Genomic DNA, 12,608 nt, shown 5'->3' with positions numbered 1-12,608 from the left:
ATGATAAGATCAAATCGGAATGAGACGAAATCTTGCAAATACCATATGTAGTATCTGCAAGATTTGCTGTCGGAATGCTGATTATGTGCGGAACGAGCGCCCGCAAAGTTGGAATGTCAGTGCCGGTGCGGCGAACCTTCCCCCGCCGCCGCCCGTCCGCTATCGTCGCGGACTTTCCCCTCCCCGCAATCGGAGACGGCACGACATGACCCGCAACATCGACCGGCTGCTCGACGTGATGGCGCGGCTGCGGAATCCCGACGGCGGGTGTCCGTGGGATCTGGAGCAGACCTATCGTTCCATCGCGCCGCACACGATCGAAGAGGCCTATGAGGTCGCCGACGCCATCGAGAAGGACGACAAGGTCGCCCTGCGCGAGGAGTTGGGCGATCTGCTGTTCCAGGTCGTCTATTACAGCCAGATGGCGCGCGAGGAAGGGCTGTTCGACTTCGACGAGGTGGCGGGCGTCATCACCGACAAGATGATCCGCCGTCATCCCCACGTCTTCGGACCGGAAGAGGTGAAGTCGTCCGACCAGCAGACCTCGCGCTGGGAGGACCACAAGGCGGCCGAACGCGCGGCGAAGGCGGCCGAGGAAGGCCGGGCACCGTCGGCGCTGGAGGGCGTGATCGCCGGGCTGCCGGCGCTGACCCGCGCGCTGAAGCTGCAGAACCGCGCGGCGCGCGTCGGGTTCGATTGGACCGACGCCCGCGACATCCTCGACAAGATCGAGGAGGAGGTGCGGGAGTTGCGGGCGGAGATGGACGCCAATTCGGCGCAGGAACGGGTGGCCGACGAGCTGGGCGACCTGCTGTTCGCGCTGGTCAACCTCGCCCGCCGGCTGAAGGTGGAGCCGGAAGCGGCGCTGCGCGGCACCAACGCCAAGTTCGAGCGCCGATTCCACCGTATCGAAGCGTTGCTGGCCGACGGCGGGCGCAAACCGCAGGACGCCACGCTGGACGAGATGGAAGGCCTGTGGCAGCAGGCCAAGCGCGAGGAACGCGGCGAGGCGTGACGGCTCAATAGCCCCAGCGGTCGAAGGCGAAGGCCCAGCGCCGGCGGACGGCGCTGCGGGCCGGGTCCTCCAGGTCGTGACGGGCCCGGCGGTAGTCGCGGATGTCGGCGAGGTAGCGCTCGACCCGCGGACGTACCGGCTCGAACGGGCCGAGAGCAAGCCCGTCATAGACCGCGGCCAGCGTCTCCAGCGGATGATCGGCGACGAAACGGTCGTAGCGGATTTCCACCAGCCGGCCGGGCGGCAGCAGCGCCCGGTCGCGATCGAACCGCGCCATCATCGCCGGGTAGAGGTCCAGCACCAGCCCGTCCACCGCCCGCGGATCGTAGAATTGCAGCGAGAACTCCCGCAGCAGGGTCAGCAGCATGCGGCGGGTGGAGCTAAAGACCTCGTACGGGTCGCGATGGATATGGACGAAGAGCGCGTCGGGGCGCAGAATCAGCAGTTCCGCCAGTTTCGGCGTGTGGGCCGGATTCTTGATCAGCAGGCGCCGGCCGCCGCAATAGATCTGCATCTTGGTCAGGTAGAGGGCCATCCGGCGACGCCACAACTCGATGACTTCCGGCCGGCAACCCTCGAACAGCACGCCCTGACGGAAGGCGCGGCGCAGATGCTTGGGGAAGAAGATGCCGTGGTAGTAGGACAGCGGCTGCATCAGGGCCAGGGCCAGCTCGTCCTCCTGCGGGGAGGTCGGGTCGACCGGCATGGCGTCGATGATACGATTGGGCGGCAGCCACTCCTCCAGCCGGGACCGCCAGAAGGAACTCAGGCCGAGGAAGCCCCAGGGCAGGCCGACGGCCAGCGGATCGGGGGCGGCGAACCGCGGATCCTGGGCCAGCAGGTTCAGCAAATGGGTGGTGCCGCTGCGCCAATGGCCGAGGATGAACAGCGGCGGCGGCCCGGCGGCCCGGCCCTGCCCCGCCAGCCTCTTCACCCGCCGCTGCTCCAGCAGGTCGAAGGGCGCGCGGATCGCGGCGGCGCCGGCGGCGGTCGCGACGCGGTGCAGGTGCAGCGGCCCCACTCCGCCACCGTCGCGCAGCACGGTCGCCAAAGTGACGGCGTCGGCTCCCGCCAGCGGGTGGAAGATGCGGTGGCCATTGCGGCGAAGCCAGGGGGTCATGGCACGTCCGGTCCCGGCCCGGCCGGATAGGCCCTGCCCCGCCATTCCGACGGCTTGCCATGGCGGGCGCGCAGCAGCGCCGACCATTGGATCGCCAGCATGATGAGGATTCCGACCGGGTGCAGCAGGGCGCCGACGACGCTCTGGCGGAAGCGGACGGCCAGCAGCAGACGGAAGATCACCCCGGCCGCTGCCGCCAACCCGGCCATGACGACCGCCGCCATGGGCAGCGGGTGCAGAGCCGCCCAGCCCAGCAAGACCCAGGGCAGCACATGGCCGCCGAACAGCAGCAGGGTCCAGACCGGCAGGGCGGCCGGGGTCGCCATCCCCTCCGTCGCGTTCTTGGAGAAGCCGGACCACAGCTCGCGCCACCCGCGATACATCCGGCAGCGGGCAAGGCCGGTGGCGTCGAACAGGTCGGTGCCCTGCCCGGCCCGGCGGAAGGCCCGCGGCAGCGTCACCCCGTCATGCAGCGAGGCGGCGATAGCGGCATGGCCGCCGGCCGCCAGATAGGCCTCCTTCCTCACCGCGATCAGCTGACCACAGGCGGCGCCGAAGCGCGGGTCGGTGGATCGGCGCATCCCCGCCATCGGCAGGTAGCCCAGCAGCAGAAAGTGGATCAGCGGGATCACCAGGGCCTCGGCCAGAGTCCCGGTCTCCTCGCGCGGGAAGCCGCTGACCAAGCCGTTTCCGCCCGACAGCAGGGCGCCGCTGGTCAGACGGGCGGCGGCGGGGGACAAACGCACGTCGGCATCCTGGAACAGCAGCACCGGATGGCGCGCCAGCCCGGCGAGCATCTGACAGGCATGCTGCTTGCCGGACCAGCCCGGCGGCAGCGGCGGTGCAGGCTCCAGCCGGACGCGCGGGTCGCGGGCAGCGATGGCGCGGACGATGTCCGCCGTGCGATCGGTGGAGTGGTCGTCGAGCACCACGACCTCCACCTCGACACCACGGCTGAGCAGCGCCGCTTCGACGGCGGCGGCGATGCCGGCCTCCTCGTTGCGGGCGGGGATCAGGATGCTGACGGCGGTACCCAGCGGCGGGGCGGCTGTCGGACGGCGATAGAGATAGAGGTTGAAGATCCCCTGCCCCAGCGGCAGCATAGCCAGAACCAGCGACAGTCCGGCGATCAGGTCGATGACGCTCATGGCCGTTTCACCTCCCGCTGCGGCATCGCCTCTGCCCATCGTTGTGTGCCGCGGAAAATGCCCGTCCGCCGGCCCAGGCCCGCGCCCGGCGCCACAGGTCGTAAACTCCGCCGATCCCCACCGTTCCCTCCATCAGCGTCAGGAAACGCGCCGGGTCGCGGCTTTGCGCGTCGAGCGCCAGTTGGTCCATCACCGCCTCCAGCCGCCTTTCCAGATCCACGGCGATCTCCGGCACCGGCAGATCGGCGAAGCAGGCGGCCTCCATTGGCTCGCCGAAACGGAGCAGGGCCTCCGGCGTGCGTTCGTCCCAGAACAGATATTCGACCGCCAAAGGCACCACCGAGGCCGACGGCATGCGGCGGACCAGATGGGCGATTCCAGGCCGCAGGGTCACCGGACGTCGGCGCGGATCGGTGAAGGCGCCCTCCGCGGTGATCCACAGCATGGCGCGCGGATCGGCCAGGATATGCTCGGCAGTGCGCAGGAAGGTGACGGCCCCTGCCCGGCCGGGTTCCAGCCCGAACAGGCCGATCCGGCGCATGAAGCGGTAGCGGCGCAGCATCTCCCCATCGATCGGCCCGAAACCCGGCCGGCCGCGGAAGCGGGTGGTTCCCATCACGATCAGCAGGGCGGGATCCCACCAGGACGGGTGGTTCAGATAGACAATGACCGGCCGGCCCGGCGGCAGCACCGGCCAGCCCGGCCGCGCCAGCCGCACCGCATGGAAGCCACGTTGCAAGCGCCGCGCCATGACGCCGCCGAAGAACCAGCAGAGAAACTGTGATCGTAACGCAACCGGATCGTCCGTCATGCCGTTCGTCAATCCCCTGGGCCGCCTTCCGTCAGGCCACGGCACGGGCGGAGCCGCGCATGTCCTGGTCCAGGCTGTCGGCGGCGATCCACCCCGACATCAGCACCATCGGCATGCCCGGCCCCGGATGGGCGGCCCCGCCGGCCAGATACAGCCCCTCCACATCGCGCGAGCGGTTGCCCGGCTTGAAGGCGCCCATGAAGCGGCCGTGGCTGGCCAAGCCGTAGATGGCGCCGTTCAGCACATTGTAGCGGTCGTGGATGTCCTGCGGCGTCAGCACATGTTCGACGCGGATGCGGTCCTCCAGATCGGCCATGCCGGCGGTGCGCTTCAACTTGTCGAACACCACACGGCGGTAGGCCGGCAGCATGCGGCTCCAGTCGTGGCGCGGGCGCAGATAGGGGGTGTGGACCAGCACATACAGCGCCTCCCCACCCTTTGGTGCGACGCCCGGTTCGGTGCGGGCGGGCGCGGCGATGTAGCAGGTCGGGTCGGGCGCCGGTTCACCCTGACGATAGATCCAGTCGAATTCCTCCTCCGGATCGCGGGAGAAGACGAAGTCGTGGTGCAGCAGGTGATCGTACGCACGGTCAAGCCCCAGATAGAACACCACGCCGGAACAGGCCGGCTCGTAGCTGCGGCGTTTGGAGAATCGCTTGGCCGGCTGCCCGCCCACCAGTTCCTGATAGGTCCGGACGGAATCCATGTTCGACACCGCGGCCGAAACCGGAATGCGCTCGCCTCCGTCGGTTTCGACCGCGACGACGCGCCCGCGCTCCACCTGCAGGCGGCTGACGCCGGTGTTGGTGCGGATGTCGACGCCCAGCCGCCGCGCCACCCGTTCCAGCGCCGCCGGCACGGCACGGGTGCCGCCCATCGGATACCAGACGCCGTCATTGGTCTGCATATGGGCGATGGCGCACAGCACGGCCGGCGAGCCGTAGGGGGAGGAGCCGACATACTGGGTGAAATGGTCCAGCATCTGCGCCGCCCGCGCGTCCGGCACATGGTTGCGGATGGTGCCGGCCACCGTGCTGCCCATGCGGAGCGCCAGCACGTCGGACAATGTGCTGGCGTTGAAGCTGTTGCGGAAGTTCAGCGTATCGCCCAGATCCTCCACCGACTTCCAGAAGAAGAAGCGTTCGGAGATGCCGTGCAGCCGTTCCGACATCGCCTGGAAGCGGCGATAGCCCTCCCCCGCCCCGCGGCCGGGCGCCAGCCGGTCAAGTTCGGCCGCCATGGTCCCGACATTCTCCGACAGGTCCAGCTCCGTGCCGTCGTCGAAGAAGCAGCGCCATTGCGGCTCCAGCCTGACCAGCTCCAACTCGCGGTCGAGGTCGCAGCCGGCTTCTTCCATGATGCGGCGCAGGACTCGCGGCACCGTCAGGATGGTCGGCCCCATGTCGAAGCGGAAGCCGGCGTCCTCCAGCACCGCCGCCTTGCCGCCGACCCAGCCATTCTTCTCCAGCAGGGTCACCGTGTGCCCGCGCGCCGCCAGCACCACCGCCGCCGCCAGCCCGCCAAGGCCGCCGCCGATCACCGCGATCCGATCCGTCATGCGATTCCCCCTGCAATGGCCTGCCGCAGCATGCCGGACACGCCGATGGTCTTTGTGCGCCAGGGCGTCGGCAGGCCCAGTTCCTGGGCCAGCAGCCGCGCCGTGATCCGTGCGCCTTCGAAGATGACCGGCAATCCGCTGCCGGGATGGGTGCCGCCGCCCACCAGATAGACGCCGTCGAGATCCTCGAACCGGTTGCGCGGGCGGCGGTGAAGCATCTGGTCAAGGCTGTGCGCCAGATTGAAGGTGGCGCCGCGATGCACCGCGAACCGGCTTTCCCAGTCGGCCGGCGTCACCACCCGCTCCACTCGGATGCGGCGCTCCAGATCGCTGAGCCCGAAGCCGGCCAGACGGTCGAGAATGAGCCGGCGGTAGTGCGGTGCCTCCGCCTGCCAGTCGATGTGGCCGCGCTGGTGGCCGACCGGAACCAGGATATAGAGCGTGCTGCCGCCCGGCGGCGCCATCTCCGGATCGGTGACGCAGGCGTTCTGCACATAAATCGACGGGCGGCGCGGCAGTTCCCGGCACTCCTCGATCTCCGCGAGGTTGCGGGCGTAATCCTCCGCAAGATAGACGGTGTGGTGGTCCAGCCCGTCCAACCTGCCCTCGATGCCCAGATACAGCATGAAAGTGGAGCAGGAGAATTTCTTGGTGGCGAGGCGGGCGTCGCTCCAGCGCCGGCGCAGATCGTCGGGCACCAGCGTCGTCATCGCCCGCGCGAAGTCGGCGTTGATGACCAGAGCATCGGCCGGATAGTCGCCGGCCTCCGTCCGCACGCCGACGGCGCGGCGGCCCTGGAACTTGATGTGGCGCACCGTCTCGTTCAGCCGCACGGTAACGCCCAGGCTTTCCGCCACCCGGCGCATCGCCTCCATCACCGCCTCCGCCCCGCCGCGGGGATGGAAGACGCCATGTTCATGCTCCAGAAAGGACAGGATGGTGAACAGGCTGGGGCAGCGGAAGGGCGACATGCCCAGGTACTTGCTCTGGAACGAGAAGGCGAGGCGGATGCGCGGGTCTTGGAAATAGCGGGACAGGTCGCGGTCCACCGACCGGTGCGGCGACAGCCGGCCCAACGCCTTCAGCATCGGCAGCGAGGCCAACGCCCAGGGGCTGGAGAAGTCGGACTCCAGAACCGGGCGGAAGCGCTCCATCTTCTCCCGATTGTCAGCCAGGAAGCGCGGCAGACCTTCGGCGTCGCGCGGGCTGAGCTTGGCGATCTCCGCCATCAGCGCCGTCATCTGGGCCTGGACGCGCAGTTCCCCGCCGCCTTCGAACACCAGCCGGTAGAGCGGGTCGAGGCGGATCAGGTCGACCTCGTCCGACAGGCGCCGCCCGCAGGCCTCGAAGATCTCCTCCAGGATACGGGGATAGAGGAAGAAGGTGGGGCCGCTGTCGAAGCGGTATCCGTCCATCGAGAAGCCGGCCGACCGGCCGCCTATGCGGTCCTGCCGCTCCAGCACCGTCACCTTCGCACCCGTAAGCGCCAGGAGCATCGCGGATGCCAATCCGCCCGGTCCCGCGCCGATGATCACGACTTGTCGTTCCATCCGCTTGCCAAACGCTCCTGCGCTGCCGAACTCTGTCTTCGTGGTTACGAAGCCGGGTCGAAAATGGATCGCAACAACAGCTCCTCTCCTGATGTCGTAACCCTTTCGATGGGCAATGAAAAATTTCGCTCGCCCGCCGAGTTTAAGGTCTGGTCAGCCCAGGACATCTCACTACGACTTTCGGTTATTCGCGGACTTCGCCACCGCATTGCGGACAATGCCGAGAGACTTGTGCGATCACTGGAAACTCGACCGGGCCGACATGCCGCGGAGAGCGTCAGTGCCGAAATCCTGCCGCTGGCGGAGGCCTGCCGATTCCTGGAACGCGAAGCGGCGGGCCTGCTGGCGCCGAGGCGGCTGGGCCGGCGCGGGCGCCCGGTCTGGCTGTTCGGGGTGGAGGCGGAGGTGCGGCGGGACCCGGTCGGCACGGTCCTGATCGTCGGGCCGTCCAACTACCCGCTGCTGCTGCCGGGCGTGCAGGCGGTGCAGGCGCTGGCGGCCGGCAACCGGGTGATGGTCAAGCCGGCCCCTGGATGCGGCGAGCCGATGGTCCTGCTGGGGGAATGGCTGGAGGAGGCCGGCCTGCCGCCGGGGCTGTTCCAGGTGCTGGACGAGTCCGCCGGGACGGTGGCCGAGGCCATCGCCGCCGGCATCGACAAGCTGGTGCTGACCGGCTCCGCCGACACCGGCCGGGCGGTGGCGGAACGTCTTGCCCGCCATCTGGTGCCCTCGACGATGGAGCTTTCGGGCAATGACGCCGTCTTTGTTCTGCCGGGGGCGGATGTGGATCAGGTCGCCCGTGCGCTGGCCTTCGGCCTGCGGCTCAACGGCTCCGCCACCTGCATCGCGCCGCGGCGGGTCTTTGTTCCGCACGGGATGGCCGCAGGTCTGGAGGCCGCTCTTGTCCGCCAAGTCGCCACGATCCCGCCGGTGCCGGCATCCCTGCCGGTGAGACGCCGGCTCACCGCCCTTGCGTGCGATGCGATGGCGGAGGGCGCGCGTGCTCTGGGGAATGTACCGGAGGAGGAAGACCCCGCCATGACGCCGCTGATCCTAGCCGACGCACGGCCCGGCATGGCGTTGCTGCGCGAGGAGATCTTTGCGCCCGTTCTGTCGCTGGTGCCGGTGCGGGACATGGACGAGGCGTTGGATGCGGCGACGCACAGCCCCTACGCACTGGGGGCGTCGGTCTTCGGGCCGGTGGCGCAGGCGCGGGAACTGGCCGGGCTGATCGATGCCGGGACGGTGACGATCAACGACCTGATCGTGCCGACCGCAGACCCGCGCCTGCCCTTCGGCGGACGGCATGCCAGCGGTTGGGGCGTCACCCGTGGCGCCGAAGGGCTTCTGGAGATGACGCAGGTGAAGACCGTCTCGGTGCGCAAGGGGCGGTTGCGCCCGCATTTCGACGCTCCGCGCGAGGGCGACGACGCGCTGATGTTGGCGGCGCTGCGTCTGTTTCATGGCGGCCCCGGCACCCGCGCTGGAGCGCTCCGGCAGATGGTGCGGGCGGTGCGTGGACGCTCCCGCAAGTGACGATGCCGAATTGATGATGCCGAATTGATGATGGATGACCGAATGTTTGCCCTGATCCTCGCCTTCCTGATCGGCTCCGTCTCCGGCTCGCGCACGCTGCTCGCCCCGGCAGCGGTCAGTTGGGCCGCCTATGGCGGCTGGCTCGATGTGTCGGGGAGCTGGCTGTTCTTCCTCGCACACCCGGTGTCGCCGTGGGTCTTCACCGCGATGGCCGTGGTGGAACTGATCGTCGACAAGCTGCCGACCACCCCCAGCCGCAAGCAGCCCTTCCCCTTCGCCAGCCGCATCGCCGGTGGAGCCATCGCCGGGGCTGCCATCGGGATGAACACCGGAGTCTGGGTCGGCGGTCTGGTCGCCGGCGGCATCGGCGCCGTCGCAGGCACGCTCGTCGGCTATGCGGCACGCATGCGGATGGCCGCCGCCTTCGGTCGCGACCGCCCCGCCGCCCTGTTGGAAGATGCGGTGGCGCTGATCGCGGCCGTTCTGATCGTGGCGGCGGCGTGACGGATCGCTACCCTTCGATGCCCTCCAGCCGATCGGACAGTCCCGCATCCAACCCGGCATAGCCGCTGCGGATGCGTGCCTCCAGCATGACGGTCTCCGGCAGCAGGCGGGTCATGAAGAAGCGGGCCAACCCGATGCGCGCATCGAGGAATGCCGGGTCATAGCCTGCCGGTCGCTGAACCGCGGCGGAGGCGGTCAGTCCCCACATCCAGCCATAGGCGACCAGCGCCGTCAGCCGCAGCAGGTCGGTCGCCCCGGCCGCCCCGTCGCGCGGGTCGCGCCCCTCCTGCCGCAGCCAGTCGGCGAAGCCGCGCAACCGGTCGGCAGCGCTCCGCAGGGGCTCCGCCAGTTCGGCCGTCACCGGATCGTCGGCCAGCGTCGCCGCGGCATCCTCCACCGCGTCCAGCATCCGCGTCAGCGGCCGGCCGCCATGCAGGCCCAGCTTGCGTTGCACGAGGTCGAGCGCCTGGACGCCGTTGGTGCCTTCATAGATCTGCGTCGCCCGCACGTCGCGGACCAACTGCTCGACGCCATTGTCGCGGATATAGCCGTGGCCGCCCATCACCTGCTGGGCCAGCACCGCCGCCTCGAAGCCGAAGTCGGTGCCGGCGGCCTTCACCACCGGGGTCAGCAGCGCCGCCCAATCCTCCGCCTCCTCCGCCAGCGACGGATCCTTGGCGGCCCGGTCGAGCCACAGCGCCACCCATCCGGCAAGCGCCCGTCCGGCGTCGGTCAGCACGCGGGCGGTCAACACCATCCGCCGCACGTCGGGATGATGCAGGATCGGGTCGCCCGCTCCGCCCGATCCACCGCCACCCGGCGCCCTGCCCTGCACGCGCTCTCGGGCATAGGCCAAGGCCGCCTGCGCCGCGCGCTCCCCAACGCCGATGCCCTGGATGCCGACGAACAGCCGTTCATGGTTCATCATCGTGAACATGGCGGCGAGGCCGTGGTGCGGCTCTCCCACCATCCAGGCGACGGCACCCTCATAGGACACCACGCAGGTGGGCGAGGCGTGTAGCCCCATCTTGCGTTCGACCGACAGCACCGACCAGCCGTTGCGGGCGCCATCGGGCAGGCGCTTGGGCACGACGAACAGGCTGATGCCGCGGGTGCCCGGCGGCGCGTCGGGCAGGCGGGCCAGCACCAGATGCACGAGGTTCCCGGTCAGGTCATGGTCGGCGGAGGAGATGAACATCTTCTGCCCGGCCAGCCGATAGGTGCCGTCGCCCACCGGCACGGCCTGTGTGCGCAGCAAGCCGAGGTCAGTGCCGGCCTGCGGTTCGGTCAGGGCCATGGCGCCGGTCCAGTCGCCGGCCAGCATCGGCGGCAGGCAATGCTCCTTCACCGCCGCGTCGCCATGGGCGGCGAGCGCCCGGATGGCGCCCTGGGTCAGGCCGGGGGTGATGCTGAAGGCGAGGTTCGCCGCACACACCATCTCCGTCACCAGCGTGTCGAGCAGCGCCGGCATCCCCTGCCCGCCATAAGTCGGGTCGCCGGCCAGCCCGTTCCAGCCGCCCTCGCGCCAATGGCGCCACGCCTCGTTGAAGCCGGCCGGCATGCGCACGCCGTCCCCCTCGACCCGCGCGCCCTCTTCGTCGCCGGAACGGTCGAGCGGCAGCAGCACGTCCACCGCCAGCCGTCCGGCCTGGGCCAGCACCGCGTCGAACAGATCGGGCGTCGCGTCCTCCCAACCCGCTGCGGCAAGCGCCTCTGGAGCCTCCAGCACCTCGTTGACGAGGAAGCGGACGGATTGCAGCGGCGGTTCATACGCGCTCATGCGCCCGTCTCGCTACCCAGAGACTCGCTATAGGCGCGGCGGAGTTCGCGCTTCAGCAGCTTGCCGGCGGTGTTGCGCGGCAGGCTGTCGACGAAATGCACCTGCTTGGGCAGTTTGAAGGGCGCCAGATGGCCGCGGCAATGGGCGATCAGCCCCTCGGCATCGACGCTCTGGCCGCTGCGCAGCACGACGAAGGCGGTCACCGCCTCGATCCATTTCGGGTCGGGCAGAGCCACCACCGCGACCTCGGCGACGGCGGGATGGGTGTAGATCGCCTCCTCCACCTCGCGGCTGGCGACCACCACGCCGCCGGTGTTGATGACGTCCTTGATGCGGTCGACGATGTAGAGATAGCCGGCCTCGTCCAGATAACCGACATCGCCCGAATGGAACCAGCCGCCCTGGAAAGCCTCCTCCGTCTCACGCTCCTTGTCCCAGTAGCCGACCATCAGCTGGGGGGAGCGGTGGACGATCTCGCCACGGGTGCCCGGCGGTACATCGTTCATTTCCAGATCGACCACCCGCGTCTCGACATTCAGCACCGGGCGGCCGGCGGAGGCGGGGCGTTCCTCATGCTCCTCCGGCGCGAGGACGGTGGCGAGCGGGCCGATCTCGCTCTGGCCATAGCAGTTGAAGGCGCGGGCGTTGGGCAGGCGCTGGCGAAGCTCCTGCAGCACCGGAACCGGCATGATCGAGGCGCCGTAATAGAGCTTTTCCAACGACCCCAGATCATGCGCGTCGAAATCGGGATGGCGCAGCAGCCCGACCCACACCGTGGGCGGCGCAAAGAAGGAGGTGATGCGGTGCGCCGCAATCAGCTCCAGGCATTGCTTCAGCGCCGGGGTCTGGATCAACAGGGTGGTGGCGCCGACCATCAGCTGCGGCATCAGGAAGACGTGCATCTGCGCCGAATGGTAGAGCGGCAGCGCCGCCAATGCGCGGTCGCTTTCGGCAAAGCGGCAATTATGGATGGCGCTTTCATATTCCGCCAGCAGGCTGCCATGGGTCATCATCGCGCCCTTCGGCGCGGCGGTGGTGCCGGAGGTGTAGAGAAGCTGAACCACCGTGTCGGCGTCGACCACCACCTCGATGTCCGCCGATGCGCCCGCATCCTGCGCGATGGACAGAACGTCCAGCTCACCGCTGCCGGCGGCCAGCGTCCCGGTCCATTCCAGCCGCGCGGCCTGACCGGCATCGGCCAGAGGACCAGCGAGATCGGCGTCGTGCAGCACCATCCGCGCGCCGGACTGGGTCAGGATGTAGGACAGCTCCTCCCCCGTCAGGGCGTAATTGACCGGCACATGGATGAAGCCGCCGACCGCGCAGCCGAGCCACGCCACGACATAGGCATCGGAATTGCGCCCGAACGCCGCCACCCGGTCTCCCCGCTTCAGGCCCATGTCCGTGAACCGCCTTGCCACCCGCTTCGCGGCAAGGTGCAGGTCGGTGAAGCTCCACTCCCGCCCCTCATGGCGGAGCGCGATACGGCCGCCATGCCGCCGCGCCGCCCGTGCCAGAGCGCCGCCGATGCTGATGCCGCGCGCCGCGGCGATCGCGTTGTTCGCAACGTCCATAGGCATGCGTGT

10 protein-coding genes are annotated in these 12,608 nt (G+C 69.2%); 3 read left to right on the top strand and 7 right to left on the bottom strand.

Features of this window, described 5'->3' with window-relative positions; genetic code table 11:
* Positions 1-205 precede the first annotated feature (205 nt).
* Positions 206-1,015 (top strand): nucleoside triphosphate pyrophosphohydrolase, encoded by an 810-nt coding sequence (gene mazG / locus TSH20_RS07985; RefSeq protein ID WP_109074218.1) that lies wholly within the window; start codon positions 206-208, stop codon positions 1,013-1,015.
* A gap of 4 nt (positions 1,016-1,019) precedes the next feature.
* On the opposite strand, the gene TSH20_RS07980 is transcribed toward mazG, so the two are convergent.
* Genes TSH20_RS07980 through crtI (TSH20_RS07960) form a run of 5 tightly spaced genes read right to left on the bottom strand, consistent with a single transcriptional unit; the run spans position 1,020 to position 7,148 of the window.
* Complete coding sequence (locus TSH20_RS07980; RefSeq protein WP_109074217.1) at positions 1,020-2,135, bottom strand: sulfotransferase; 1,116 nt, start codon at positions 2,133-2,135, stop codon at positions 1,020-1,022.
* Positions 2,132-3,283 carry a glycosyltransferase gene (locus TSH20_RS07975; RefSeq protein WP_109074216.1) on the bottom strand — a complete coding sequence of 384 codons (1,152 nt, stop codon included), beginning with the start codon at positions 3,281-3,283 and terminating at the stop codon, positions 2,132-2,134. Before TSH20_RS07975 ends, TSH20_RS07980 begins: the two co-directional genes overlap by 4 nt.
* A gap of 7 nt (positions 3,284-3,290) precedes the next feature.
* A complete protein-coding gene (locus tag TSH20_RS07970) occupies positions 3,291-4,094 on the bottom strand; it encodes a lysophospholipid acyltransferase family protein (protein ID WP_109074231.1) in 804 nt (267 codons plus the stop codon).
* A 31-nt stretch (positions 4,095-4,125) separates the two neighbouring features.
* Positions 4,126-5,652 carry a phytoene desaturase family protein gene (crtI, locus tag TSH20_RS07965; protein WP_109074215.1) on the bottom strand — a complete coding sequence of 509 codons (1,527 nt, stop codon included), beginning with the start codon at positions 5,650-5,652 and terminating at the stop codon, positions 4,126-4,128.
* Complete coding sequence (gene crtI, locus TSH20_RS07960) at positions 5,649-7,148, bottom strand: phytoene desaturase family protein (RefSeq protein WP_247871156.1); 1,500 nt, start codon at positions 7,146-7,148, stop codon at positions 5,649-5,651. Before crtI (TSH20_RS07960) ends, crtI (TSH20_RS07965) begins: the two co-directional genes overlap by 4 nt.
* Before the next feature lie 117 nt (positions 7,149-7,265).
* On the opposite strand from crtI (TSH20_RS07960), the gene TSH20_RS07955 reads away from it, so the two are divergent.
* Positions 7,266-8,738 carry an aldehyde dehydrogenase family protein gene (locus TSH20_RS07955; protein ID WP_348770413.1) on the top strand — a complete coding sequence of 491 codons (1,473 nt, stop codon included), beginning with the start codon at positions 7,266-7,268 and terminating at the stop codon, positions 8,736-8,738.
* Positions 8,739-8,780: 42 nt separating this feature from the next.
* On the top strand, positions 8,781-9,242 hold the full coding sequence (locus TSH20_RS07950; protein ID WP_109074212.1) for a DUF4126 family protein: 462 nt from the start codon (positions 8,781-8,783) through the stop codon (positions 9,240-9,242).
* A gap of 7 nt (positions 9,243-9,249) precedes the next feature.
* Here TSH20_RS07950 and TSH20_RS07945 read toward each other — a convergent pair whose 3' ends face one another.
* Both TSH20_RS07945 and TSH20_RS07940 read right to left on the bottom strand, forming a co-directional pair.
* On the bottom strand, positions 9,250-11,022 hold the full coding sequence (locus tag TSH20_RS07945; protein ID WP_109074211.1) for an acyl-CoA dehydrogenase: 1,773 nt from the start codon (positions 11,020-11,022) through the stop codon (positions 9,250-9,252).
* A complete protein-coding gene (locus tag TSH20_RS07940; protein WP_109074210.1) occupies positions 11,019-12,602 on the bottom strand; it encodes a fatty acyl-CoA synthetase in 1,584 nt (527 codons plus the stop codon). Before TSH20_RS07940 ends, TSH20_RS07945 begins: the two co-directional genes overlap by 4 nt.
* Between the last annotated feature and the right edge of the window lie 6 nt (positions 12,603-12,608).

Source organism: Azospirillum sp. TSH20, from assembly GCF_003115935.1.
Taxonomy (GTDB): domain Bacteria; phylum Pseudomonadota; class Alphaproteobacteria; order Azospirillales; family Azospirillaceae; genus Azospirillum.
Note: the sequence above shows the minus strand (reverse complement) of the source record. Positions and strands in the feature narration are given on the sequence as shown.

Bases quoted from the DNA above. Each gene is read 5' to 3' on its own strand.
- mazG (WP_109074218.1), top strand. From the start codon at position 206: ATGACCCGCAACATCGACCGGCTGCTCGACGTGATGGCGCGGCTGCGG.
- TSH20_RS07980 (WP_109074217.1), bottom strand. From the start codon at position 2,135: ATGACCCCCTGGCTTCGCCGCAATGGCCACCGCATCTTCCACCCGCTG.
- TSH20_RS07975 (WP_109074216.1), bottom strand. From the start codon at position 3,283: ATGAGCGTCATCGACCTGATCGCCGGACTGTCGCTGGTTCTGGCTATG.
- TSH20_RS07970 (WP_109074231.1), bottom strand. From the start codon at position 4,094: ATGACGGACGATCCGGTTGCGTTACGATCACAGTTTCTCTGCTGGTTC.
- crtI (WP_109074215.1), bottom strand. From the start codon at position 5,652: ATGACGGATCGGATCGCGGTGATCGGCGGCGGCCTTGGCGGGCTGGCG.
- crtI (WP_247871156.1), bottom strand. From the start codon at position 7,148: ATGCTCCTGGCGCTTACGGGTGCGAAGGTGACGGTGCTGGAGCGGCAG.
- TSH20_RS07955 (WP_348770413.1), top strand. From the start codon at position 7,266: ATGGATCGCAACAACAGCTCCTCTCCTGATGTCGTAACCCTTTCGATG.
- TSH20_RS07950 (WP_109074212.1), top strand. From the start codon at position 8,781: ATGTTTGCCCTGATCCTCGCCTTCCTGATCGGCTCCGTCTCCGGCTCG.
- TSH20_RS07945 (WP_109074211.1), bottom strand. From the start codon at position 11,022: ATGAGCGCGTATGAACCGCCGCTGCAATCCGTCCGCTTCCTCGTCAAC.
- TSH20_RS07940 (WP_109074210.1), bottom strand. From the start codon at position 12,602: ATGCCTATGGACGTTGCGAACAACGCGATCGCCGCGGCGCGCGGCATC.